Here is a 22940-nt window from a genome sequence, read left to right as displayed (position 1 = left end):
CGTTATCCGGCAATGGCTGTCATCATTTGCGCAGTTTGATCTGCTCGATGGCGTGCTCATGGCCCTTGGTCATGATCAGGTTGGCTCGCTCACGCGTTGGCAGGATATTTTCTTGCAAATTCAGATAGTTGATATCTTGCCAGATGTTGCTGGCGATCTGGGTCGCCTCACTCTCCGCCAGCTTGGCGTAGTTATGGAAGTAGGAGTCGGGATCCGAGAAGGCGCCGCTGCGGAATTTCAGGAAGCGTTCGATATACCAGGTGCGCAGCAGTTCTGCATCGGCATCCACATAGATGGAGAAGTCGACGAAGTCCGACACGAAGACCCGATGGGGCTCCTGAGGGTAGTCCATGCCGCTTTGCAGCACATTGAGCCCTTCCAGGATCAGAATGTCCGGCTGCTCCACCACCTTCTTCTCATCGGGAATGATGTCGTAGATAAGGTGGGAGTAAACCGGCGCTTCGACCTTCTCGTGACCGGCGCGGATATTGGCGACAAATTCCACCAGATGGCGGATATCGTAGGATTCCGGGAACCCCTTGCGGCGCATCAGGCCGCGCTCTTCCAGTACCTTGTTGGGATAGAGGAAGCCGTCGGTGGTGACCAGCTCCACCCGCGGGTGTTCCGGCCAGCGCTCCAGCAGGGCCTGCAGAATACGGGCCGTGGTACTTTTGCCCCCCGCCACGCTGCCGGCAATGCTGATGATATAGGTGCCCTTGCCGCGGGACTGGCCGAGGAACTGCTCCAGCACCCGGCTGCGACGCTGTTTGGCTTTGACATAGAGATTGAGCAGGCGGGAGAGAGGCAGATATATCTCTTCCACTTCCCGCAATGACACCTTCTCGTTGATCCCGCGCAGGGTCTGCAGATCGTGTTCGGTCAGGGTCAGGGGGACCGAATCGCGCAATAACGCCCATTGTTCGCGGGTGAATTGCAGATAGGGGTTATGCTCTGTCGTCATGGTGTCATCACTGTTTCTTGGGCACGGCGACCATACACCAAGGGTGGGGGAGCGACAAGGGACGCAGCAGGATTGGCTTGTTTGCCCCCGCTTTTTTGCAAACTTCCCAGCAATAAAGCATATTTTGCCGGGTTCAATGGTTGCATCCCCCAAAACCTTACAATAAAATGCGCGACGCTTGACTGTCTGTCGTCTATTTGCCGTGCAAAAGCGATAAACACAACGGGTGCAAGCAGAATTACCGTTGTGACAATCTGGCGTCTGGAGGGGTTCCCGAGCGGCCAAAGGGATCAGACTGTAAATCTGACGGCTCTGCCTTCGAAGGTTCGAATCCTTCTCCCTCCACCATATTTCTCTGCGGTTTGAGTTCTTTGGGTTAGAGAAATGCGGGCATCGTATAATGGCTATTACCTCAGCCTTCCAAGCTGATGATGCGGGTTCGATTCCCGCTGCCCGCTCCAAGATGCTGATATGGCTCAGGCGTTAGCAGAGCCGCACCCTAGGGTGAGTTCGGCAAGCGAACCAGCCATCAGTACCTCTCTCTTTCCCACCAGATTCAAATCCATCATATAAACTGTTCTGTGGTTAGCTTGCCACCGCGTACTCAGCGTTAGTTTAGAGGGACGATCATGTCTAAAGAAAAATTTGAGCGTAATAAACCGCACGTTAACGTGGGTACCATCGGCCACGTTGACCACGGTAAAACCACCCTGACTGCAGCTATCACCAACGTGCTGGCCAAGCACTTCGGTGGTAAAGCTTTCGCCTTCGACCAGATCGACAAGGCACCGGAAGAGCGTGAGCGTGGTATCACCATCAACACCTCCCACGTAGAATACGACACCGCTACCCGTCACTACGCCCACGTAGACTGCCCGGGTCACGCCGACTACGTTAAAAACATGATCACCGGTGCTGCCCAGATGGACGGCGCGATCCTGGTAGTAGCAGCGACTGACGGCCCGATGCCGCAGACTCGTGAGCACATCCTGCTGGGTCGTCAGGTAGGCGTTCCGTACATCATCGTGTTCATGAACAAGTGTGACATGGTAGATGACGAAGAGCTGCTGGAACTGGTCGAGATGGAAGTTCGTGAACTGCTGTCCGAGTACGACTTCCCGGGTGATGACCTGCCGGTAGTTCGTGGTTCTGCACTGAAAGCGCTGGAAGGCGAAGCTCAGTGGGAAGAGAAGATCCTGGAACTGGCTGGCCACCTGGACAGCTACATTCCGGAGCCGGAGCGTGCGATTGACCAGCCGTTCCTGATGCCGATCGAAGACGTATTCTCTATCGCTGGCCGTGGTACTGTAGTTACCGGTCGTGTAGAGCGCGGTATCGTTAAAGTAGGTGAGACCGTAGAAATCGTTGGTATCAAAGATACCGTTTCTACCACCTGTACTGGTGTTGAAATGTTCCGCAAGCTGCTGGACGAAGGTCGTGCAGGCGAGAACATCGGCGCCCTGCTGCGTGGCGTGAAGCGTGAAGAAGTTGAGCGTGGTCAGGTACTGGCCAAGCCGGGCACCATCAAGCCGCACACCAAGTTTGAATCTGAAGTGTACGTGCTGTCCAAAGAAGAAGGTGGTCGTCATACCCCGTTCTTCAAAGGCTACCGTCCGCAGTTCTACTTCCGTACTACCGACGTGACCGGTACCATCGAACTGCCGGAAGGCGTAGAGATGGTAATGCCGGGCGACAACATCAAGATGGTTGTTACCCTGATTGCGCCGATCGCGATGGACGACGGCCTGCGTTTCGCTATCCGTGAAGGTGGCCGTACCGTAGGTGCTGGTGTTGTAGCTAAAGTTATCGCTTAATCTTTGGCTTACATAAATAAAGCAAAGCCCCTATAATAGGGGCTTTCTTGTGTAGGGGCGTAGTTCGAATTGGTAGAACAGCGGTCTCCAAAACCGATGGTTGCGGGTTCGAGTCCTGCCGCCCCTGCCATATACCTCGTCTCGTACGGGGCTTTTGTGTCTTTGGTTACGTCAGATACAGGTGGGTTGTATGAGTGTTAGTTCTGAGAGCCAGGGCGGAAGCAAGGATACCCTGCTTTGGGGCCTGGTTTTCATTATCCTGGCGGCCGCTGTAGTGGGTAATTACCTGCTCAACGATGTTGTCGCTGCCGTCCGCGCCTTGGGTGTGGTCGTTGTCATTGCTGCTGCTGGTGCAGTAGCCCTGCAAACCACCAAGGGAAAGGCAACACTGGCATTCGCCCGTGAGTCTCGCCTGGAAGTCCGCAAGGTCGTATGGCCGACCCGTCAGGAAGCCATTCAGACAACCCTGATTGTGCTGGCGGTGACCGCCGTGATGGGGTTGCTGCTGTTCGTTCTGGACGGTGCCTTGGTCTGGTTGGTCAACCTGATTACCGGTGTGTAAGGATAAGCCATGACTGAACAACGTGAACAACGTATGAGATGGTATGTCGTGCAGGCTTTTTCCGGCTATGAAGGCCGTGTAGCCAAGTCCCTGCGTGAACATATCAAGATGCATGGCATGGAAGACATGTTCGGTGAAGTACTGGTCCCGACCGAAGAAGTGGTCGAGATGCGTGCTGGCCAGAAGCGCAAGAGTGAGCGCAAGTTTTTCCCGGGTTATGTCCTGGTCCAGATGATCATGGATGAAACCACATGGCACCTGGTACGTAACGTACCGCGTGTCATGGGCTTCATCGGCGGTACTTCCGACCGTCCGGCACCGATCTCCGACAAAGAGGCCGATGCCATCCTGAACCGTCTGCAGGATGCCCACGACAAGCCGCGTCCGAAAACCCTGTTTGAACCGGGTGAAATGGTGCGGGTTGCCGATGGTCCGTTTGCCGACTTCAACGGTACCGTTGAAGAGGTCGATTATGAGAAGAGCCGCGTGAAGGTCTCTGTACTGATCTTCGGTCGTTCTACTCCTGTTGAACTGGATTTTGGTCAGGTCGAAAAAGGCTGATTGAATTCTGTACGTTTAACGGTTGTCAGGGGCAGCGAATATCTCTATAATTCGCTGCCCCTTTATTAGTTGGGGAGCCGTTTGCAGGAGCAAGTCTCCGAGGCGCTAGAACCCATTTTTGAGGTATTTTCCTAATGGCTAAGAAAGTCACAGCTTATATCAAGCTGCAGGTTGCTGCTGGTGCAGCCAACCCGTCTCCTCCCGTTGGTCCTGCACTGGGTCAACACGGTGTTAACATCATGGAATTCTGTAAGGCGTTCAACGCTCGTACAGAGAAGCTGGAAAAAGGTTCACCGACTCCGGTCGTGATCACCGTTTACAGCGACCGTTCCTTCACCTTCGAAACCAAGACTCCGCCTGCGTCCTTCCTGCTGAAGAAAGCTGCTGGCATCAAGTCTGGTTCTTCCAAGCCGAACAAAGACAAGGTTGGTAAGGTGACCGTTGCCCAGCTGCAAGAAATCGCCAAGACCAAAGAGCCGGATATGACTGGTGCCGATCTGGATGCAAAAGTACGTTGCATCGCAGGCTCCGCTCGTTCCATGGGTCTGGTAGTGGAGGATTAAGACAATGGCTAAACTTTCCAAGCGTATGCGCGTTATTCGCGAAAAAGTTGACGGTACCAAAGAGTACTCCATCAACGAAGCCATTGCCCTGCTGAAAGAACTGGCTACCGCCAAGTTCGTTGAAAGCGTTGACGTTGCTGTCAACCTGGGTATCGACGCTCGTAAATCTGACCAGAACGTACGTGGTGCTACTGTACTGCCGCACGGTACCGGTCGTGATGTACGCGTTGCCGTATTTACCCAAGGTGCCAACGCCGAAGCTGCTAAAGCTGCCGGTGCTGACCTGGTAGGTATGGATGACCTGGCCGATCTGGTTAAGAAAGGCGAGATGAACTTCGACGTAGTTATCGCATCCCCGGATGCCATGCGCGTTGTTGGTCAACTGGGTCAAATCCTGGGTCCGCGCGGCCTGATGCCGAACCCGAAAGTTGGTACTGTAACTCCTAACGTTGCCGAAGCTGTCAAGAACGCCAAGGCTGGTCAGGTTCGTTACCGTAACGACAAGAATGGTATCATCCATACCACTCTGGGTAAGGTTTCTTTCAACGAAGTTCAGCTGAAAGAAAACTTGGAAGCTCTGCTGGTTGCCCTGAAAAAAGGCAAGCCCTCTTCCGCCAAAGGTCAATTCATCAAGAAAGTCAGCATCTCCACCACCATGGGTGCCGGTGTTGCCGTAGACCAAGCTTCTCTGGAAGCTCAGGCCTAATTGATGGGTTTTACAAGGCGCAAAATTTAATCTATAATTTTGCGCCTTGATTGGTTGGGGGTTTCGACCTCCGTCCAAGACCGCAGGAGGCTGCAAAGCCTTAATGTTTCCTGCGTAGACGGTGCCGGAAACCCAGCGAGAAAGATTCTTTCTCTTCTGGAATCCTGCTACCGCATCGTTCCCCTCTGTTGTAAAGGTAGGGGGGATGTGTCAGTACTGGGTCAATAGACCCGGATTCAATCCAGGAGTTAAGCCAATGGCATTGGGACTCGAAGACAAAAAGGCAATTGTTGCTGAAGTCAACGAAGCTGCCAAAGGCGCTCTTTCTGCAGTTGTTGCCGATTCTCGCGGTGTAACTGTAGACAAGATGACCGTCCTGCGTAAAACCGCTCGTGAAGCCGGTGTGTACATGCGCGTTGTGCGTAACACCCTGCTGCGTCGCGCGGTAGAAGGTACCGAATACGAGTGCCTGAACGACGCATTTACCGGTCCTACCTTGATTGCTTTCTCTAACGAACACCCGGGCGCTGCTGCTCGTCTGTTCAAAGAGTTTGCCAAAGCGAACCAAAAGTTCGAAATCAAGGCTGGCGCTTTTAACGGTGAGTTTATCGCCGCAGCACAAATTGATCGTCTGGCCACGCTGCCGACTTACGAAGAAGCGATTGCGAAGTTGATGGCGACTATGAAAGAAGCCTCTGCTGGCAAGCTGGTTCGTACTATCGCTGCTGTTCGCGACCAGAAACAAGCTGCTGCTTGATTCTCGCCTATTTAGGCTGTTTGAGTTTATTCAACATCAGGAATTTTTGTCATGTCTATCACTAAAGACCAAATCATCGAAGCCGTTGCTTCCATGTCCGTAATGGAAGTTGTTGAGCTGATCGAAGCTATGGAAGAGAAGTTCGGTGTTTCTGCCGCTGCTGCCGTAATGGCTGGCCCGGCTGCTGCTGAAGCAGTAGAAGAGAAGACCGAGTTCGACGTAGTTCTGACTGCTGCTGGCGCCAACAAAGTTGCCGTTATCAAAGCCGTTCGTGGCGCTACCGGTCTGGGCCTGAAAGAAGCCAAAGATCTGGTAGAAGCTGCTCCGGCTAACCTGAAGGAAGGCGTGTCCAAGGACGAAGCTGAAGCTCTGAAGAAAGAGCTGGAAGCTGCCGGTGCTTCTGTTGAGATCAAATAATCTGCATTTATGTAGATTAGCCTGATAAAACAGGCTAGGGCTGGTGAATTTTTGTTCACCAGCCTTTTTGCGCTGTAGACTGAGAGCATTTCACACCGTTTACGACTCTCGGTGCACCAGCAATCCGGACTGTCTTCTTTCGTCCGGGCCAACACAAAACGGTGTTGAGACAGAGCTGTCCCGCGGGACAGAGTGGGTCACTTATCAGCGAGCTGAGGAACCCTATGGTTTACTCTTATACCGAAAAAAAACGCATTCGTAAGGACTTCGGTAAGCGAGACCAGGTACTGGACACGCCTTATCTGTTGTCCATTCAGCTGGACTCCTTCAAGCAGTTCATCGAGGCTGACCCGGAAGGTGAATATGGCCTAGAGGCCGCTTTCCGTAGCGTTTTCCCGATCACCAGTTACTCCGGTAGTGCTGAGCTTCAGTATGTCAGCTATCGCCTGGGTGAGCCGGTATTTGACGTAAAAGAATGCCAGATCCGTGGAGTGACCTACTCCGCGCCGCTGCGTGTCAAGCTTCGTATGGTTCTGTACGACCGTGAAGCAGCTGCCGGCACCGTCAAAGACATCAAGGAACAAGAAGTATACATGGGCGAAATTCCGCTCATGACCGAGAACGGCACCTTTGTTATCAATGGTACCGAGCGGGTTATCGTCTCCCAGCTGCACCGCAGCCCGGGCGTCTTCTTCGACCACGATAAAGGCAAAACTCATTCATCCGGTAAGGTACTGTATAACGCTCGCGTTATCCCCTACCGTGGCTCCTGGCTGGACTTCGAGTTCGATGCGAAAGACAACCTGTTTGTCCGTATCGACCGTCGTCGCAAACTGCCAGCATCCATTATTCTGCGCGCCCTGGACTTCACTTCCGAACAAATCCTGGCCACCTTCTTCGAGACCATTGGTTTTGAAGTAAAAGATGGCAAGTTGATGATGGATCTGGTGCCGGAGCGTCTGCGTGGTGAAACTGCGACCTTTGACATCGTGGCCAATGGCGCCGTGGTGGTTGAGACCGGTCGTCGTGTGACTGCGCGTCACATCCGTCAGTTGGAAAAAGACGCCGTTACCCAGATTGAGGTACCGGTTGAGTATGTTGTTGGCAAAGTTGCTGCCAAGGACTACGCACATCCGCAAACTGGCGAGATGGTCGTGACCGCCAACCAGGCGCTGAGCCTGGAAGCGATCGCCAACCTGTCCCAAGCCGGCTTCAAGCATTTCGAGGTTCTGTTCACCAACGAACTGGATCACGGTGCTTACATGTCCGAGACCCTGCGTGTCGACTCCAGCTCCAACCGTTTGGAAGCGCTGGTCGAGATCTATCGCATGATGCGTCCGGGCGAGCCGCCTACTCGCGAAGCTGCAGAACAGCTGTTCGAAAACCTGTTCTTCTCCGCCGAGCGTTACGACCTGTCTACCGTAGGTCGGATGAAGTTCAACCGCCGTCTGGGTCGTGAAGACGAGACTGGCGCTGGTGTACTGACCAAAGACGACATCGTCGATGTGATGAAGCGCCTGATCGACATCCGTAACGGTAACGACGAAGTGGACGATATCGACCACTTGGGTAACCGTCGTATCCGCTCTGTCGGTGAAATGGCTGAAAACCAGTTCCGCGTCGGTCTGGTGCGTGTCGAGCGTGCGGTCAAGGAGCGTCTCTCCTTGGGCGACCTGGACACCCTGATGCCGCAGGATCTGATCAACGCCAAGCCGATCTCCGCCGCAGTCAAAGAGTTCTTTGGTTCCAGCCAGCTGTCCCAGTTTATGGACCAGAACAACCCGCTCTCCGAAGTGACCCACAAGCGTCGTATCTCCGCGCTGGGCCCGGGCGGTTTGACTCGTGAGCGTGCCGGCTTTGAAGTCCGAGACGTACACCCGACTCACTACGGTCGTCTGTGCCCTATCGAGACTCCTGAAGGTCCGAACATCGGTCTGATCAACTCTCTGTCCGTGTACTCTCGTACCAACGAGTACGGTTTCCTCGAGACCCCGTACCGTAAGGTCATTGACGGTGTGATCACCGACGAAGTGGACTACCTGTCTGCTATTGAAGAAGGCAAGTACGTGATCGCACAGGCTAACGCCGCGACCACCGAAGATGGCCGTCTGAAAGATGAATTGATCCCGTGCCGTCACAAAGGTGAATCCACCTTTATGAACGCCGACCAGATCCAGTATATGGACGTGAGCCCGCAGCAGATCGTATCTGTGGCAGCGGCTCTGATCCCGTTCCTGGAACACGATGACGCGAACCGCGCATTGATGGGTTCAAACATGCAACGTCAGGCTGTACCGACTCTGCGTGCTGACAAGCCGCTGGTAGGTACCGGTATGGAACGCGCTGTGGCCGTTGACTCCGGTGTAACCGTAGTAGCCAAGCGTGGCGGCGTAATCGACTATGTCGATGCCTCCCGTATCGTCCTGAAGGTCAATGAAGATGAGCTGATGCCAGGCGAAGCCGGTATCGACATCTACAACCTGACCAAGTACACCCGTTCCAACCAGAACACCTGTATCAACCAGCGTCCTTGCGTGATGTTGGGTGAGCCGGTCATGGCTGGCGACGTACTGGCTGACGGCCCGTCCACCGATCTGGGTGAACTGGCACTGGGTCAGAACATGCGCGTCGCGTTCATGCCGTGGAACGGTTACAACTTCGAAGACTCGATCCTGGTGAACGAGCGTGTTGTTCAGGAAGATCGCCTGACCACCATCCATATCCAGGAACTGGCCTGTATCTCCCGTGACACCAAGCTGGGTCCGGAAGAGATCACTGCTGACATCCCGAACGTGGGTGAAGCCGCTCTGTCAAAGCTGGACGAGTCCGGTATCGTCTACGTGGGTGCCGAAGTGAAGGGCGGCGACATTCTGGTCGGTAAGGTAACCCCGAAAGGTGAAACCCAGCTGACGCCGGAAGAGAAGCTGCTGCGCGCCATCTTCGGTGAGAAGGCGTCCGATGTGAAGGACTCCTCCCTGCGTGTACCGAACGGTGTGTACGGTACCGTGGTTGACGTGCAAGTCTTTACCCGCGATGGCGTGGAAAAAGACAAGCGCGCCAAAGAAATCGAAGAGATGCAACTGAAGGAAGCGAAGAAGGACTTGACCGAAGAGTTCAAGATCCTGGAAGACGGCATTTTCGGCCGCTCCCGCAACCTGCTGCTGGCCGCCGGTTACAGCGAAGATCGTCTGAACAAGCTCGATCGCTCCAAGTGGTTTGAACTGGCCATCGAAGACGAAGCCAAGCAGACCGAACTGGAACAGATCGCTGAACAGCACGTTGAGCTGAAAGCCGAGTTCGACAAGAAATTCGAGAACAAGCGTCGCAAGATTATCCAGGGTGATGATCTGGCGCCGGGCGTACTGAAAATCGTCAAGGTTTATCTGGCAGTCAAGCGTCGCATCCAGCCGGGTGACAAGATGGCGGGCCGTCACGGTAACAAGGGTGTTATCTCCAAGATCTGTCCGGTCGAGGATATGCCTCATGACGAGTTCGGCCGTCCGGTCGACATCGTACTGAACCCGTTGGGCGTACCATCCCGTATGAACATCGGTCAGATCCTCGAAGTGCACCTGGGCCTTGCGGCCAAGGGGATCGGCGAGAAGATCGATCGCATGGTCAAAGAGCAGCGCGAGCTGCACGAGATGCGCAACTTCCTGCAACAGGTCTATGACCTGGGCGAGAAGGACACCCAGCAAGTGAACATCGCCGAACTGTCTGACGACGACGTACGTACCCTGGTGGGTAACCTGCGTAAGGGTCTGCCGGTTGCTACTCCAGTGTTTGATGGTGCCAAAGAGCGCGAAATCAAAGCCCTGCTGAAGCTGGCCGATCTGCCGGAATCCGGTCAGATTGATCTGTTCGATGGCCGTACCGGTAACCGCTTCGAGCGTAAAGTAACCGTTGGTTACATGTACATGCTCAAGCTGAACCACTTGGTCGACGACAAGATGCACGCGCGTTCTACCGGTTCTTACAGCCTGGTTACCCAGCAGCCGCTGGGTGGTAAGGCTCAGTTCGGTGGTCAGCGTTTCGGTGAGATGGAAGTGTGGGCCCTGGAGGCTTACGGTGCGGCATATACCCTGCAGGAAATGCTGACCGTCAAGTCTGACGATGTGAATGGCCGTACCAAGATGTATAAGAACATCGTGGATGGCGACCACCGTATGGAGCCGGGCATGCCCGAATCCTTCAACGTATTGCTGAAGGAAATCCGCTCTCTGGGTATCAACATCGAGCTGGACGAAGAGTAAGAGCTCGCTCTTATTGTTCGAGAATTGACGTGGGCGCCCCGCTGTTTTGGCAGCCGGGGCGCCGAGGTTAGACTCCTGACAGGGGAAACACGTGAAAGACTTACTCAAGTTTTTGAAGGCTCAGACCAAGACCGAAGAGTTTGACAGTATCAAGATCGGTCTGGCCTCTCCTGACATGATCCGCTCCTGGTCATTCGGTGAGGTCAAAAAGCCTGAGACCATCAACTACCGGACTTTCAAGCCGGAGCGTGATGGTCTGTTCTGCGCCCGTATCTTCGGACCGGTGAAGGACTACGAGTGTCTGTGCGGCAAGTACAAGCGCCTGAAACACCGTGGTGTGATCTGTGAGAAGTGCGGCGTTGAAGTGACCCAGACCAAGGTCCGTCGTGAGCGTATGGGCCACATCGAGCTGGCCAGCCCGACTGCCCACATCTGGTTCCTGAAGTCCCTGCCGTCCCGTATCGGTCTGCTGCTGGACATGACCCTGCGCGACATCGAGCGTGTGCTCTACTTCGAATCTTTCGTAGTTATCGAGCCGGGCATGACCAACCTCGAACGCAGCCAGATGCTCTCTGAAGAGCAGTACCTGGATGCGCTGGAAGAGTGGGGCGACGAATTTGACGCCAAGATGGGTGCCGAAGCAATCCTGGCATTGCTGCGCGCCATCGATCTGGAAGGTGAAGTCAAAGCGATGCGTGAGGAGCTGGATCAGACCAACTCCGAGACCAAACGCAAGAAGACCACCAAGCGTCTGAAGCTGATGGAAGCTTTCCTGCAGTCCGGCAACAAGCCGGAGTGGATGATCATGACAGTGCTGCCTGTGCTGCCGCCGGACCTGCGTCCGCTGGTACCGCTGGACGGCGGCCGTTTCGCGACTTCCGATCTGAACGATCTGTACCGTCGCGTGATCAACCGTAACAACCGCTTGAAGCGTCTGCTGGATCTGGCTGCTCCGGACATCATCGTGCGCAACGAAAAGCGTATGCTGCAAGAGTCCGTCGATGCGCTGCTGGATAACGGCCGTCGCGGTCGTGCCATCACCGGTTCCAACAAGCGCCCGCTGAAATCCCTGGCCGATATGATCAAGGGTAAGCAGGGTCGTTTCCGTCAGAACCTGCTCGGTAAGCGTGTCGACTACTCCGGTCGTTCCGTTATCACCGTAGGCCCGACTCTGCGTCTGCATCAGTGCGGTCTGCCGAAGAAGATGGCGCTGGAACTGTTCAAGCCGTTCATCTATGGCAAGCTGGAAACCCGCGGTCTGGCGACCACTATCAAGGCCGCCAAGAAGATGGTGGAGCGCGAAGAAGCTGTCGTTTGGGATATCCTGGACGAAGTGATCCGCGAACATCCGGTTCTGCTGAACCGTGCACCGACTCTGCACCGTCTGGGTATCCAGGCATTCGAACCGACTCTGGTCGAAGGCAAGGCAATCCAGCTGCACCCGCTCGTTTGTGCTGCGTATAACGCGGACTTCGATGGTGACCAGATGGCGGTTCACGTACCGCTGACCCTGGAAGCCCAGCTGGAAGCGCGTGCGCTGATGATGTCTACCAACAACATCCTGTCGCCTGCCTCCGGTGAGCCGATCATCGTTCCTTCTCAGGACGTGGTCTTGGGTCTGTACTACATGACCCGTGCCCGTATCAACGCCAAAGGCGAAGGTATGGTGCTGGCCGGCCCGAAAGAAGCCGAGAAAGTATATCGCGCCGGTCTGGCCGATCTGCATGCTCGTGTGAAAGTACGCATTACCGAATACCTGCGTCAGGAAGACGGTTCTCTGCGTGAACACACCGAGATGAAGAACACCACCGTTGGTCGTGCGATCCTGAGCCTGATCCTGCCGAAAGGTATGGAATACGCCCTGATCGACGAGCCGAAGGTGCTGACTGCTGCAGAACAGGCTGATCTGGATGCCAATCCGCAGAACTGGATCAAGTGCGTATCCAACAAGGCGCTGGGCAAAAAGCTCATCTCCCGTCTGCTGAACACCTGCTATCGCAAGCAGGGCCTGAAGGACACCGTTATCTTCGCTGACCAGCTGATGTATACCGGTTTCCACTACGCGGCCCTGTCCGGTGCTTCCGTTGGTATCGATGACATGGTCATCCCGGATGCCAAGAAAGACATCATCGCAGCAGCCGAAGCCGAAGTTGCCGAGATCCAGGACCAGTTCCTGTCAGGTCTGGTAACTGCGGGCGAGCGTTACAACAAGGTTATCGATATCTGGGCCAGCGCCAACGAGCGCGTCTCCAAGGCCATGATGGAGAACTTGTCCAAAGAGCGTAACGTCAACTCGCTGGGTGAAGAAGAAGAGCAGGCCTCGTTCAACAGCATCTTTATGATGGCCGACTCTGGTGCGCGTGGCTCCGCCGCCCAGATCCGTCAGCTGGCCGGTATGCGTGGCCTGATGGCCAAGCCGGATGGCTCCATCATCGAGACCCCGATCATCGCGAACTTCCGCGAAGGTCTGAACGTACTGCAGTACTTTATCTCTACCCACGGTGCTCGTAAGGGTCTGGCGGATACTGCACTGAAGACTGCGAACTCCGGTTACCTGACTCGTCGTCTGGTAGACGTGGCGCAAGACATGGTGATCACCGAGGACGATTGCGGCACTACCGACGGTCTGTGGATGACTCCGCTGATCGAGGGTGGCGACGTGGTCGAGCCGCTGCGTGAGCGCGTGCTGGGTCGTGTGGTGGCAGAAGATGTCATCAAGCCGGGTACCGAGGACGAGATCCTGGTAGCTCGCAACACCCTGCTCGACGAGCAGCTGTGTGACCTGCTGGAGCGTAACTCCGTTGACCGTGTGAAGGTACGTTCTGCCATCACCTGTGAAACTGACTTCGGTAACTGTGCTCACTGCTACGGCCGTGATCTGGCCCGTGGTCACCTGGTTAACAAGGGTGAGGCAGTCGGTGTTATCGCCGCCCAGTCCATCGGTGAACCGGGTACCCAGCTGACGATGCGTACTTTCCACATCGGTGGTGCTGCATCTCGTGCCGCTGCTGAAAGCAGCATCCAGGTCAAGAACACCGGTACCATCAAGCTGCAGAACGCCAAGTTCGTTCACAACAGCGATGACAAACTGGTTATCACCTCACGTTCTACCGAACTGACCATCATGGACGACATGGGCCGTACCAAGGAAAGCCACAAGCTGCCTTACGGTTCCGTGCTGGAAGTGAAGGACGGCCAGGCCGTGAGTGCTGGCGAGACCGTTGCTAACTGGGATCCGCACACCCACCCGATCATCACCGAAGTGGCAGGTCGCCTGCAGTTCGAACACATGATCGATGGCGTGACCATCACTCGTCAGACCGACGAGCTGACCGGTCTCTCTTCTATCGTTGTTCTGGACGTCAACGAGCGTCCGAGCGCCGGTAAAGAGATGCGTCCGACCGTTAAACTGGTCGACCTGAACGGCAAAGACGTGATGATCCCGGGTACCGATGTAGCCGCCCAGTACTTCCTGCCGGGCAAGGCGATCGTGAACCTGGAAGATGGTGCCAACGTGGGCGTGGGTGACGCGGTAGCGCGTATCCCGCAAGAGTCCGGCGGTACCAAGGACATCACCGGTGGTCTGCCGCGCGTTGCGGATCTGTTCGAAGCACGTCAACCGAAGGAACCGGCAATTCTGGCCGAGATCTCCGGTACCATCTCCTTCGGGAAAGAGACCAAGGGCAAACGCCGTCTGGTCATCACCCCGACCGATGGTGGCAACGTCTACGAAGAGATGATTCCGAAGTGGCGTAACCTGAACGTGTTCGAAGGTGAAAAAGTTGAGAAGGGTGAAGTGCTGGCGGACGGTCCTGAGTCTGCTCACGACATCCTGCGTCTGCGCGGTATCAGCCCGGTCGCCAACTACATCGCCAACGAAGTGCAGGACGTTTACCGTCTGCAAGGCGTTAAGATCAACGACAAGCACATCGAAGTCATCGTTCGTCAGATGCTTCGCAAGTGCGAGATCCTGAGCGCTGGCGATACCGATCTGATCGAAGGCGAACAGGTTGAAGTGGCTCGTGTGAAGATTGCCAACCGTAAGCTGGTTGCCGAGGGCAAGACCCCTGCGACCTACCGTCATGTACTGATGGGTATTACCAAGGCATCTCTGAGCACCGAGTCCTTCATCTCCGCGGCTTCCTTCCAGGAAACCACTCGCGTTCTGACCGAAGCCGCCGTAGGTGGCAAGCGTGATGAACTGCGTGGTCTGAAAGAGAACGTCATCGTGGGTCGTCTGATCCCGGCTGGTACCGGCTTTGCCTACCACCACAGCCGGATCAACCAGCGTGCTGCCGCAGCTCGTGCTGTTGGCACCCCGCAGGTGACCGCTGATGAAGCGGAGCAGAACCTGGCGGATCTGCTGAACGCAGCCGGTAGCTTCGACGAAGAGTAACTCGTCATCCGTGATTAAAAAGGGCTCCTTCAAGGAGCCCTTTTTGTTGGCCAATTCCTCGGCAAAGGTAGACGCAGCGCGGGTTTCAGGATGATCCAGAGCAAAGTTGTAGAGTAAAAAATCAAAAAAAGTTGACTTTACTCCCCTGCAATTTAAAACTCGGGAAAGTTGAATGGTTATTACAGGGGTAGAACATGACTGTCGGTATCGAGGAAGCCATGCTTCCCGAAGAACAGCTGATCAGCCGCACTTTTACAGATGAAGACAGGGAATTGTTGCGCTCATACGATGGGCTCATCGATGGCTTGGCCGAGCTGTTCGGCAAGCATTGTGAAGTGGTTCTCCACTCCCTGGAAAATCTGCACGAGTCGGTGATCAAGATCGCTAACGGCTTCAATACCGGACGCACCCTCGGGGCGCCCATCACCGATCTCGCCCTGCGCATGCTCAAGGACATCGAGAGCACCGGCCAGGATTACACCCAGAGCTATTTCGCTCGCAGCCGTACCGGCGCGCTGATGAAGTCGAGCACCATCGCCATTCGCAACAGCGAGCGGCAAGTTGTGGGGCTTATCTGCATCAACCTGCACATCAATGCGCCTTTCCACGAGTTCGTGGCCGAATTTTTCCCGACGCCCCAGCAGGCGGCGCGTCAGTCACCAGAGACCTTCGCCAACAGCGTGGAAGAGCTGGTTGCCCAGACGGTGGATAACACCATCGACGAGATCAATCGCGATCCCACCGTGGCCAACAATGCCAAGAATCGCTTCATCGTGACCCAGCTGTTCGAGAAGGGCATTTTCGACATCAAGGATTCGATCAATCTGGTGGCGGACAAACTCAATATTTCAAAACATACCGTTTATCTTTACATCCGACAGCGCAAGCAGGGTGAAGACGAGAACGAGTAACTCATTCCAGAAGGGGATAGATGAATGGCTAAAGAAGTGATTGCAACCGACAAGGCGCCTGCCGCGATTGGTCCGTATGTTCAGGCTACCAAGGTTGGCGAGATGATCTTCACCTCCGGGCAGATCCCGCTCGACCCTGCCACCATGGAGATCGTTGCTGGCGGCATCGAAGAGCAGGCAGAACGGGTGATGAAGAATCTGGTTGCCGTGTTGCACGCTGCCGGTGCCGATGCCAGCAAAGTGGTCAAAACCACCTGCTTCCTGAGCGACATGAACAACTTCGTTGCCTTCAATCAGGTCTATGCCCGCTACTTTGGCGACGCGGCGCCAGCCCGCTCCTGCGTGGAGGTGGCCCGTCTGCCGAAAGATGTGCTGGTCGAGGTCGAGGCGATTGCCCATCTCTGATCAACAGATCGAATCAAGCCCCTCCTGGCAGGGGCTTTTTTGTTTTTGGCGTAAAATGGACCGGGTCAGCACAGGAGTCCTGCTATGAGTCTGAGTTTTGCCATCCTGGTCACGGGGCCTGCCTATGGCACCCAATCGGCCAGCACAGCCTATCGTTTTGCCCGTACCCTGTTGGCACAGGGGCATACCTTGTCCCACCTGTTCTTCTATCAGGATGGGGTCTGCAACGGCAACGGTCTGCATCTGCCAGCATCCGATGAGACTGACCTGGTGCGTCTGTGGCGAGAGCTGGCAGAAGAGCAGGGGATCCGTATCGACGTCTGTGTCGCCGCCGCCATGCGGCGCGGTGTGCTCGATGAGCAGGAGGCCAAGGGGGCAGGGCAGGTGCACTTCAATCTGCAACCGCCATTTTGCCTGAGCGGTCTGGGCCAGTTGGCCGAGGCTGCGCTCACTGCCGATCGACTGATTCAGTTCTAGGGGGAGTCATGAGCAAGAAAATCGCCTTTATATGCAGTCGTGGTCCCCATGGCCATGCCGCCGGCCGGGAAGGGTTGGATGCCCTGCTGGCCACCTCGGCCATGACCGATGAGCTGGCCCTCTTCCTGATTGGGGACGGTGTGCTGCAACTGCTCAAGGATCAGCAACCTGCTGCCATTTTGCAGCGCCACTACGCGCCCACCTTCAAAATGCTGGAACTCTACGACATCGAAGAGGTCTATGTTTGTGCTGACTCGCTGGCAGAGCGTGGCGTGACCGTGGATGATCTGCTGATCCCGGTCGAGAGTCTGCCGCGCCAGGAACTGGCTCGGCGCTGGGCACAGTGTTCGACTCACATCAGCTTTTGAGGTCTCCATGTTGCATCTGATATTGAACTCCCCCTTTCAGAGTCAGGCTCTGGCAGAGGCGCTCTCATACCTTCAGCCCGAGGATGAGCTGGTACTGATGCAGGATGCCGTGATTGCGGCATCGGCTCCCCAGTGGAGCGAGCGGCTGGCGGGTATCCCGCTGTATGTGATGCAGGAAGATCTGCAAGCCCGCGGTTTGCAGCATCGGGTGGGCAATGTGCTCGATATGGCGGGTCTGGTGGCACTGATTGCGCAAAAAGGTTCCCCGCGCACCTGGGGTGGCTGATAAGCACATTTCCAAGAACATTCAAGGAGATGTCGTGAAATCAAACGGATCCGAATTGCCCTTTTGTGACGCAAATTGTATAAATCTTGACTCCCCAGACAACAGGGCATAAAATTTCGCGTCCCCGTATCTGCGGGGAGGATTTTCCACACGTTTATGAAGTCATTATCAGGAGCCTTTTGATGGCAACTATTAACCAGTTGGTTCGCAAGCCACGCATCAAGCTCGTTGTGAAAAGCAACGTGCCGGCGCTGGAAGCGTGCCCTCAGAAGCGTGGCGTATGCACTCGTGTATATACCACCACCCCGAAGAAGCCTAACTCTGCACTGCGTAAAGTGTGCCGTGTACGTCTGACCAACGGCTTCGAAGTCACCTCCTACATCGGCGGTGAAGGTCACAACCTGCAAGAGCACTCTGTTGTTCTGATCCGTGGCGGTCGTGTAAAAGACTTGCCAGGTGTTCGTTATCACACCGTTCGTGGTGCGTTGGACTGTGCCGGTGTTAAAGACCGTAAGCAGGCTCGCTCCAAGTATGGCGTGAAGCGTCCTAAAGCTTAATGGTTCTCCGTTAAGTAAGGCCAAACGTTAATTCGTTTCTAGTTAGATAGCTTTCTAGTTTTGGGTAATCCCTGAAGTTACGGAGAATTTGAAATGCCAAGACGTCGTGTTGTTGGTCAGCGTAAAATCCTGCCAGATCCCAAGTTCGGATCAGAGCTGCTGGCTAAATTTGTCAACGTAGTAATGGTTGACGGTAAGAAATCTGTTGCAGAAGCCATTGTTTATGGCGCCCTGGACATCATTGCCACCAAATCTGGCAAAGAGCACCTGGCCGTATTCGAAGAAGCTCTGGATAACATTCGTCCGGCGGTCGAGGTTAAATCTCGTCGCGTCGGTGGTGCAACCTATCAGGTGCCGGTAGAAGTTCGTCCGGTACGTCGCAATGCCCTGGCAATGCGCTGGTTGGTTGATGCCGCTCGTAAACGTGGTGAAAAATCAATGGCTCAGCGTCTGGCTGGCGAGCTGCTGGATGCCGCTGACAATAAGGGTTCGTCTGTCAAGAAACGTGAAGACGTTCACCGTATGGCTGAAGCGAACAAAGCCTTCGCTCACTTCCGCTGGTAATCCGCTTGCGCAGGGTCTTTTGACTCTGCGCACCTTTAATTATCTAGGGACAAGCGCCTTAGTAAGAGGATGACAATGGCTCGTACAACCCCCATTGAGCGTTATCGTAACATCGGTATCTCCGCTCACATTGACGCCGGTAAGACTACTACTACCGAGCGCGTACTGTTTTACACCGGTGTAAGTCACAAGATCGGTGAAGTTCACGATGGCGCTGCCACCATGGACTGGATGGAACAGGAACAAGAGCGTGGTATCACTATCACCTCCGCCGCGACCACCGCTTTCTGGTCCGGTATGGGTAAACAGTTCCAACCGCACCGTATCAACATCATCGATACCCCGGGCCACGTTGACTTTACTATCGAAGTAGAGCGTTCAATGCGTGTTCTGGACGGTGCCGTGATGGTGTACTGTGCCGTAGGTGGCGTACAGCCACAGTCTGAAACCGTATGGCGTCAGGCTAACAAGTACAAGGTTCCCCGTATCGCGTTCGTCAACAAGATGGACCGTACCGGCGCCAACTTCCTGCGCTGCGTTGAGCACATCAAGACCCGTCTGAAAGGTACTCCGGTTCCCCTTCAGCTGAACATCGGCTCTGAAGAGAACTTCAAGGGCGTTGTTGACCTGGTCAAGATGAAAGCCATCAACTGGAATGAAGCTGATCAGGGCGTATCCTTCGATTACGAAGACGTCCCGGCCGAGTTGCTGGAACAGGCGCAAGAAATGCGCATGAATCTGGTTGAAGCCGCTGCTGAAGCGTCTGAAGACCTGATGGAAAAATACCTGGGCGGCGAAGAGCTGACCGAGGAAGAGATCAAAGGTGCTCTGCGTCAGCGCGTGCTGAACAACGAAATCATCCTGGTAACCTGTGGCTCCGCGTTCAAGAACAAGGGTGTACAGGCAATGCTGGATGCCGTGATCGAGTACCTGCCGGCTCCGACCGACGTTGCTGCTATCGACGGCCTGAAAATGGACGGCGAGACCAAAGACGAGCGTCACGCTTCTGATGACGAGCCGTTCTCTGCTCTGGCGTTCAAGATCGCTACCGACCCGTTCGTTGGTAACCTGACCTTCTTCCGTGTCTACTCTGGCGTGATCAACTCCGGTGACACCGTGCTGAACTCCGTCAAGGACAAGCGCGAGCGTTTTGGCCGTATCGTTCAGATGCATGCCAACAAGCGTGAAGAGATCAAAGAAGTACGCGCTGGTGACATTGCTGCTGCTATCGGTCTGAAAGACGTGACCACTGGTGACACCCTGTGTGACCCGAACGCACCGATCATCCTCGAGCGTATGGAATTCCCAGAGCCGGTAATTTCTATCGCTGTTGAGCCGAAAACCAAGGCTGACCAAGAGAAGATGGGTCTGGCACTGGGCCGCCTGGCTCAGGAAGATCCGTCCTTCCGCGTATGGACTGACGAAGAGTCAGGTCAAACCATCATCGCTGGTATGGGTGAGCTGCACCTGGACATCATCGTTGACCGTATGCGTCGCGAGTTCAAGGTTGAAGCCAACGTAGGTAAGCCGCAGGTTGCCTACCGTGAAACCATCCGTACCACCGTTAAAGACATCGAAGGCAAGCATGCCAAGCAGTCTGGTGGTCGCGGTCAGTACGGTCATGTTGTTATCGACATGTACCCGCTGGAAGAAGGCAAAGCCTACGAATTCGTCAACGACATCAAAGGTGGTGTCATTCCTGGTGAATTCATCCCGGGTGTTGATAAAGGTATCCGTGAGCAGCTCAAATCTGGTCCGCTGGCTGGTTACCCGGTTATGGATCTGGGTGTGCGTCTGCACTTCGGTTCTTACCACGATGTCGACTCTTCCGAACTGGCGTTCAAAATCGCTGCTTCCATGGCCTTTAAGGCTGGCTTCATGAAAGCCAACCCGGTTCTGCTCGAGCCGATCATGAAAGTAGAAGTTGAAACTCCGGAAGATTACATGGGCGACGTTATCGGTGACCTGAACCGTCGTCGTGGCCTGATCGAAGGTATGGAAGATGGCCCGTCCGGCAAGATCGTACGTGCTCTGGTGCCGCTGGCCGAAATGTTCGGTTATGCAACTGCACTGCGTTCCGCTACCCAGGGTCGTGCTTCCTACGCCATGGAATTCGCCAAGTATCACGATGCACCGACCAACGTTGCACAAGCCGTGATCGAAGAGCGCAAATCCAAGTAATTTAAGATTCCCCGCCTACGACGGTAGGCGGGTTTAACCTAGAAGGACTACGTCGTGTCTAAAGAAAAATTTGAGCGTAATAAACCGCACGTAAACGTCGGCACCATCGGCCACGTTGACCACGGTAAAACCACCCTGACTGCAGCTATCACCAACGTGCTGGCCAAGCACTTCGGTGGTAAAGCTTTCGCCTTCGACCAGATCGACAAGGCACCGGAAGAGCGTGAGCGTGGTATCACCATCAACACCTCCCACGTAGAATACGACACCGCTACCCGTCACTACGCCCACGTAGACTGCCCGGGTCACGCCGACTACGTTAAAAACATGATCACCGGTGCTGCCCAGATGGACGGCGCGATCCTGGTAGTAGCAGCGACTGACGGCCCGATGCCGCAGACTCGTGAGCACATCCTGCTGGGTCGTCAGGTTGGTATTCCGTACATGATCGTGTTCATGAACAAGTGTGACATGGTTGATGACGAAGAGCTGCTCGAACTGGTTGAGATGGAAGTTCGTGAACTGCTGACCGAGTACGACTTCCCGGGTGATGACCTGCCGGTAGTTCGTGGTTCCGCACTGAAAGCGCTGGAAGGCGACGCTCAGTGGGAAGAGAAGATCATCGAGCTGGCTGGCCACCTGGATACCTACATCCCGGAGCCGGAGCGCGCGATTGACCAGCCGTTCCTGATGCCTATCGAAGACGTATTCTCTATCGCTGGCCGTGGTACCGTAGTTACCGGTCGTGTAGAGCGCGGTATCGTTAAAGTAGGTGAGACTGTAGAAATCGTTGGTATCAAAGATACCGTTTCTACCACCTGTACCGGTGTTGAAATGTTCCGCAAGCTGCTGGACGAAGGTCGTGCAGGCGAGAACATCGGCGCGCTGCTGCGTGGTGTTAAGCGTGAAGACGTAGAGCGTGGTCAGGTACTGGCCAAGCCGGGTTCTATCAAGCCGCACACCAAGTTCGAATCTGAAGTGTACGTACTGTCCAAAGAAGAAGGTGGTCGTCATACCCCGTTCTTCAAAGGCTACCGTCCGCAGTTCTACTTCCGTACTACCGACGTGACCGGTACCATCGAACTGCCGGAAGGCGTAGAGATGGTAATGCCGGGCGACAACATCAAAATGGTTGTTACCCTGATTGCTCCGATCGCAATGGACGACGGTCTGCGTTTCGCTATCCGTGAAGGTGGCCGTACCGTAGGTGCTGGTGTTGTAGCTAGCGTAATCGCCTAATCGATTCGTTATATACAGACATGAAAAGGGGTGGCTTCGGCCACCCCTTTTATTTTTGGGGCTATTTATGGCCTGTGAGATACTGGACAAAACCATTGATAGAGGTAGTTTCCGTGAGCAACCCCGCCATTTTTCTGGATCGTGACGGTGTCATCAATGAAGACACTGGCTATGTCAGTCAGGTCGATGATTTCCATTTTCTGCCCGGAGTCATAGACGCCCTGCAGCTCCTCAAAAAGAAAGGCTATCTGCTGGTCGTCGTCACCAACCAGTCCGGAATCGCCCGCGGCTACTTCAGTGAAGATGACTTCATGAATCTGACTGAATGGATGGATTGGTCACTGGCTGATCGGGATGTGGATCTCGATGGCATCTACTTCTGCCCCCATCATCCGGATCACGGCGTCCCCTGTGATTGTCGCAAGCCGGAGCCAGGTATGCTGCTGTTGGCGCAACAGGAACTGGGGATCGACATGAGTCGTTCCTATATGGTGGGTGACAAGCCTTCCGATCTGAAAGCTGCCGTCAATGCTGGTGTCGGTCACAAGATCATGGTCAGAACCGGTAAGCCGGTGACCGAAACGGGTAGTGCGCTTGCCGATGCTCTCTATGACAATCTGCACGATTTTGCCGTTGCGGTACCTGCGGTGAGCTGATTTCGCCGGTTTAATATGCCAATTGGTGGCTTTGTGAGCGAACGAACAGCGAAAGCCATCTTTTTGCAATTATCTGCTTGCCAGAAAGAATCTGTTCCCTATAATGCGCCTCCATCGACAGGGCAAGCGGCAACGCAGAAAGCCAAGTCGATAACCTCGAAAAGCCCTTGAAAATAAGGCTTGACTCGAGAAGGCGGTTGAGTAGAATTCCACTCCCGCAGCAACACACTGTTGCGTCGCTCTTTAACAATTTGAATCAAGCAATCTGTGTGGGCACTCACAGCATCGAACATCAAAAACAATTTT

21 protein-coding genes and 3 tRNA genes are annotated in these 22940 nt (G+C 54.9%); 22 read left to right on the top strand and 2 right to left on the bottom strand.

Translation table 11 applies throughout. The annotated features are described in order from the left end of the window. Positions 1-22: 22 nt before the first annotated feature. Positions 23-961 (bottom strand): type I pantothenate kinase, encoded by a 939-nt coding sequence (gene coaA / locus OKC43_RS14025; RefSeq protein WP_005339877.1) that lies wholly within the window; start codon positions 959-961, stop codon positions 23-25. Positions 962-1224: 263 nt separating this feature from the next. Between coaA and OKC43_RS14020 the strand changes: the two genes are divergently transcribed. From OKC43_RS14020 to gmhB, 22 genes are all read left to right on the top strand, one after another. After that, positions 1225-1309 (top strand) — tRNA-Tyr (locus OKC43_RS14020). 38 nt (positions 1310-1347) lie between these two features. After that, positions 1348-1422 (top strand) — tRNA-Gly (locus OKC43_RS14015). 168 nt (positions 1423-1590) lie between these two features. Continuing rightward, positions 1591-2775, top strand: a complete 1185-nt coding sequence (gene tuf, locus OKC43_RS14010) for an elongation factor Tu (RefSeq protein WP_005341825.1) — start codon at positions 1591-1593, stop codon at positions 2773-2775. A gap of 53 nt (positions 2776-2828) precedes the next feature. Then, positions 2829-2905, top strand: a tRNA-Trp gene (locus tag OKC43_RS14005). Positions 2906-2965: 60 nt separating this feature from the next. Beyond that, complete coding sequence (gene secE, locus OKC43_RS14000) at positions 2966-3337, top strand: preprotein translocase subunit SecE (protein WP_005306322.1); 372 nt, start codon at positions 2966-2968, stop codon at positions 3335-3337. Positions 3338-3346: 9 nt separating this feature from the next. Beyond that, positions 3347-3898, top strand: a complete 552-nt coding sequence (gene nusG / locus OKC43_RS13995) for a transcription termination/antitermination protein NusG (RefSeq protein ID WP_005306318.1) — start codon at positions 3347-3349, stop codon at positions 3896-3898. A 134-nt stretch (positions 3899-4032) separates the two neighbouring features. Continuing rightward, on the top strand, positions 4033-4461 hold the full coding sequence (gene rplK / locus OKC43_RS13990; RefSeq protein WP_005339887.1) for a 50S ribosomal protein L11: 429 nt from the start codon (positions 4033-4035) through the stop codon (positions 4459-4461). A 4-nt stretch (positions 4462-4465) separates the two neighbouring features. Next, the gene (gene rplA, locus OKC43_RS13985; RefSeq protein ID WP_005339888.1) at positions 4466-5167 is read left to right on the top strand and encodes a 50S ribosomal protein L1; all 702 of its coding nucleotides are present in this window, start codon (positions 4466-4468) and stop codon (positions 5165-5167) included. A 256-nt stretch (positions 5168-5423) separates the two neighbouring features. Further along, complete coding sequence (gene rplJ, locus OKC43_RS13980; RefSeq protein WP_005339895.1) at positions 5424-5924, top strand: 50S ribosomal protein L10; 501 nt, start codon at positions 5424-5426, stop codon at positions 5922-5924. A 51-nt stretch (positions 5925-5975) separates the two neighbouring features. Beyond that, the gene (rplL, locus tag OKC43_RS13975; RefSeq protein WP_005306304.1) at positions 5976-6341 is read left to right on the top strand and encodes a 50S ribosomal protein L7/L12; all 366 of its coding nucleotides are present in this window, start codon (positions 5976-5978) and stop codon (positions 6339-6341) included. Between the two features lie 224 nt (positions 6342-6565). Beyond that, the gene (gene rpoB / locus OKC43_RS13970; protein ID WP_128816133.1) at positions 6566-10594 is read left to right on the top strand and encodes a DNA-directed RNA polymerase subunit beta; all 4029 of its coding nucleotides are present in this window, start codon (positions 6566-6568) and stop codon (positions 10592-10594) included. Positions 10595-10685: 91 nt separating this feature from the next. Next, positions 10686-14990 carry a DNA-directed RNA polymerase subunit beta' gene (gene rpoC / locus OKC43_RS13965; RefSeq protein WP_236272036.1) on the top strand — a complete coding sequence of 1435 codons (4305 nt, stop codon included), beginning with the start codon at positions 10686-10688 and terminating at the stop codon, positions 14988-14990. 194 nt (positions 14991-15184) lie between these two features. After that, positions 15185-15901, top strand: a complete 717-nt coding sequence (locus tag OKC43_RS13960; protein WP_005339902.1) for a helix-turn-helix transcriptional regulator — start codon at positions 15185-15187, stop codon at positions 15899-15901. Positions 15902-15925: 24 nt separating this feature from the next. Next, entirely contained in the window at positions 15926-16306 is a 381-nt protein-coding gene (locus OKC43_RS13955) for a RidA family protein (protein WP_005339904.1), read from the top strand. Positions 16307-16390: 84 nt separating this feature from the next. Next, the gene (gene tusD / locus OKC43_RS13950) at positions 16391-16783 is read left to right on the top strand and encodes a sulfurtransferase complex subunit TusD (RefSeq protein WP_123173953.1); all 393 of its coding nucleotides are present in this window, start codon (positions 16391-16393) and stop codon (positions 16781-16783) included. A gap of 8 nt (positions 16784-16791) precedes the next feature. After that, entirely contained in the window at positions 16792-17151 is a 360-nt protein-coding gene (tusC, locus tag OKC43_RS13945; protein ID WP_076495844.1) for a sulfurtransferase complex subunit TusC, read from the top strand. Positions 17152-17158: 7 nt separating this feature from the next. Further along, positions 17159-17437: a sulfurtransferase complex subunit TusB gene (gene tusB / locus OKC43_RS13940; RefSeq protein ID WP_040067657.1), complete on the top strand. Its 279-nt coding sequence runs from the start codon at positions 17159-17161 to the stop codon at positions 17435-17437. Positions 17438-17619: 182 nt separating this feature from the next. After that, positions 17620-17994, top strand: coding sequence for a 30S ribosomal protein S12 (gene rpsL / locus OKC43_RS13935; protein WP_005306278.1), 375 nt, complete (start codon positions 17620-17622; stop codon positions 17992-17994). 93 nt (positions 17995-18087) lie between these two features. After that, positions 18088-18558: a 30S ribosomal protein S7 gene (gene rpsG / locus OKC43_RS13930; protein WP_005339911.1), complete on the top strand. Its 471-nt coding sequence runs from the start codon at positions 18088-18090 to the stop codon at positions 18556-18558. A gap of 75 nt (positions 18559-18633) precedes the next feature. Beyond that, positions 18634-20739, top strand: coding sequence for an elongation factor G (fusA, locus tag OKC43_RS13925; protein ID WP_021229318.1), 2106 nt, complete (start codon positions 18634-18636; stop codon positions 20737-20739). Positions 20740-20793: 54 nt separating this feature from the next. Further along, complete coding sequence (tuf, locus tag OKC43_RS13920; protein WP_005339879.1) at positions 20794-21978, top strand: elongation factor Tu; 1185 nt, start codon at positions 20794-20796, stop codon at positions 21976-21978. 113 nt (positions 21979-22091) lie between these two features. Beyond that, positions 22092-22634: a D-glycero-beta-D-manno-heptose 1,7-bisphosphate 7-phosphatase gene (gene gmhB, locus OKC43_RS13915; RefSeq protein WP_166740705.1), complete on the top strand. Its 543-nt coding sequence runs from the start codon at positions 22092-22094 to the stop codon at positions 22632-22634. A 98-nt stretch (positions 22635-22732) separates the two neighbouring features. On the opposite strand, the gene OKC43_RS13910 is transcribed toward gmhB, so the two are convergent. Further along, positions 22733-22940: hypothetical protein (locus OKC43_RS13910; RefSeq protein WP_270659523.1), on the bottom strand; the 208-nt coding region annotated here is incomplete at its 5' end.

The sequence above is a fragment of the Aeromonas sp. Y289-2 genome, assembly GCF_027705925.1.
In the GTDB taxonomy this organism is placed as follows: Bacteria; Pseudomonadota; Gammaproteobacteria; order Enterobacterales; family Aeromonadaceae; genus Aeromonas; species Aeromonas veronii.
The sequence above is the reverse complement of the archived record's forward strand: the minus strand, read 5'-3'. Positions and strand labels throughout refer to the sequence as shown.

What these genes read in the sequence shown, in the direction of transcription:
- tusB (WP_040067657.1), top strand. Translation starts at nt 17,159, where the DNA reads ATGTTGCATCTGATATTGAACTCCCCCTTTCAGAGTCAGGCTCTGGCA.
- rplL (WP_005306304.1), top strand. Translation starts at nt 5,976, where the DNA reads ATGTCTATCACTAAAGACCAAATCATCGAAGCCGTTGCTTCCATGTCC.
- rplA (WP_005339888.1), top strand. Translation starts at nt 4,466, where the DNA reads ATGGCTAAACTTTCCAAGCGTATGCGCGTTATTCGCGAAAAAGTTGAC.
- fusA (WP_021229318.1), top strand. Translation starts at nt 18,634, where the DNA reads ATGGCTCGTACAACCCCCATTGAGCGTTATCGTAACATCGGTATCTCC.
- secE (WP_005306322.1), top strand. Translation starts at nt 2,966, where the DNA reads ATGAGTGTTAGTTCTGAGAGCCAGGGCGGAAGCAAGGATACCCTGCTT.
- rplJ (WP_005339895.1), top strand. Translation starts at nt 5,424, where the DNA reads ATGGCATTGGGACTCGAAGACAAAAAGGCAATTGTTGCTGAAGTCAAC.
- tusC (WP_076495844.1), top strand. Translation starts at nt 16,792, where the DNA reads ATGAGCAAGAAAATCGCCTTTATATGCAGTCGTGGTCCCCATGGCCAT.
- coaA (WP_005339877.1), bottom strand. Translation starts at nt 961, where the DNA reads ATGACGACAGAGCATAACCCCTATCTGCAATTCACCCGCGAACAATGG.
- nusG (WP_005306318.1), top strand. Translation starts at nt 3,347, where the DNA reads ATGACTGAACAACGTGAACAACGTATGAGATGGTATGTCGTGCAGGCT.
- rpsG (WP_005339911.1), top strand. Translation starts at nt 18,088, where the DNA reads ATGCCAAGACGTCGTGTTGTTGGTCAGCGTAAAATCCTGCCAGATCCC.
- OKC43_RS13955 (WP_005339904.1), top strand. Translation starts at nt 15,926, where the DNA reads ATGGCTAAAGAAGTGATTGCAACCGACAAGGCGCCTGCCGCGATTGGT.
- rpsL (WP_005306278.1), top strand. Translation starts at nt 17,620, where the DNA reads ATGGCAACTATTAACCAGTTGGTTCGCAAGCCACGCATCAAGCTCGTT.
- rpoB (WP_128816133.1), top strand. Translation starts at nt 6,566, where the DNA reads ATGGTTTACTCTTATACCGAAAAAAAACGCATTCGTAAGGACTTCGGT.
- tusD (WP_123173953.1), top strand. Translation starts at nt 16,391, where the DNA reads ATGAGTCTGAGTTTTGCCATCCTGGTCACGGGGCCTGCCTATGGCACC.
- OKC43_RS13960 (WP_005339902.1), top strand. Translation starts at nt 15,185, where the DNA reads ATGACTGTCGGTATCGAGGAAGCCATGCTTCCCGAAGAACAGCTGATC.
- rplK (WP_005339887.1), top strand. Translation starts at nt 4,033, where the DNA reads ATGGCTAAGAAAGTCACAGCTTATATCAAGCTGCAGGTTGCTGCTGGT.
- tuf (WP_005341825.1), top strand. Translation starts at nt 1,591, where the DNA reads ATGTCTAAAGAAAAATTTGAGCGTAATAAACCGCACGTTAACGTGGGT.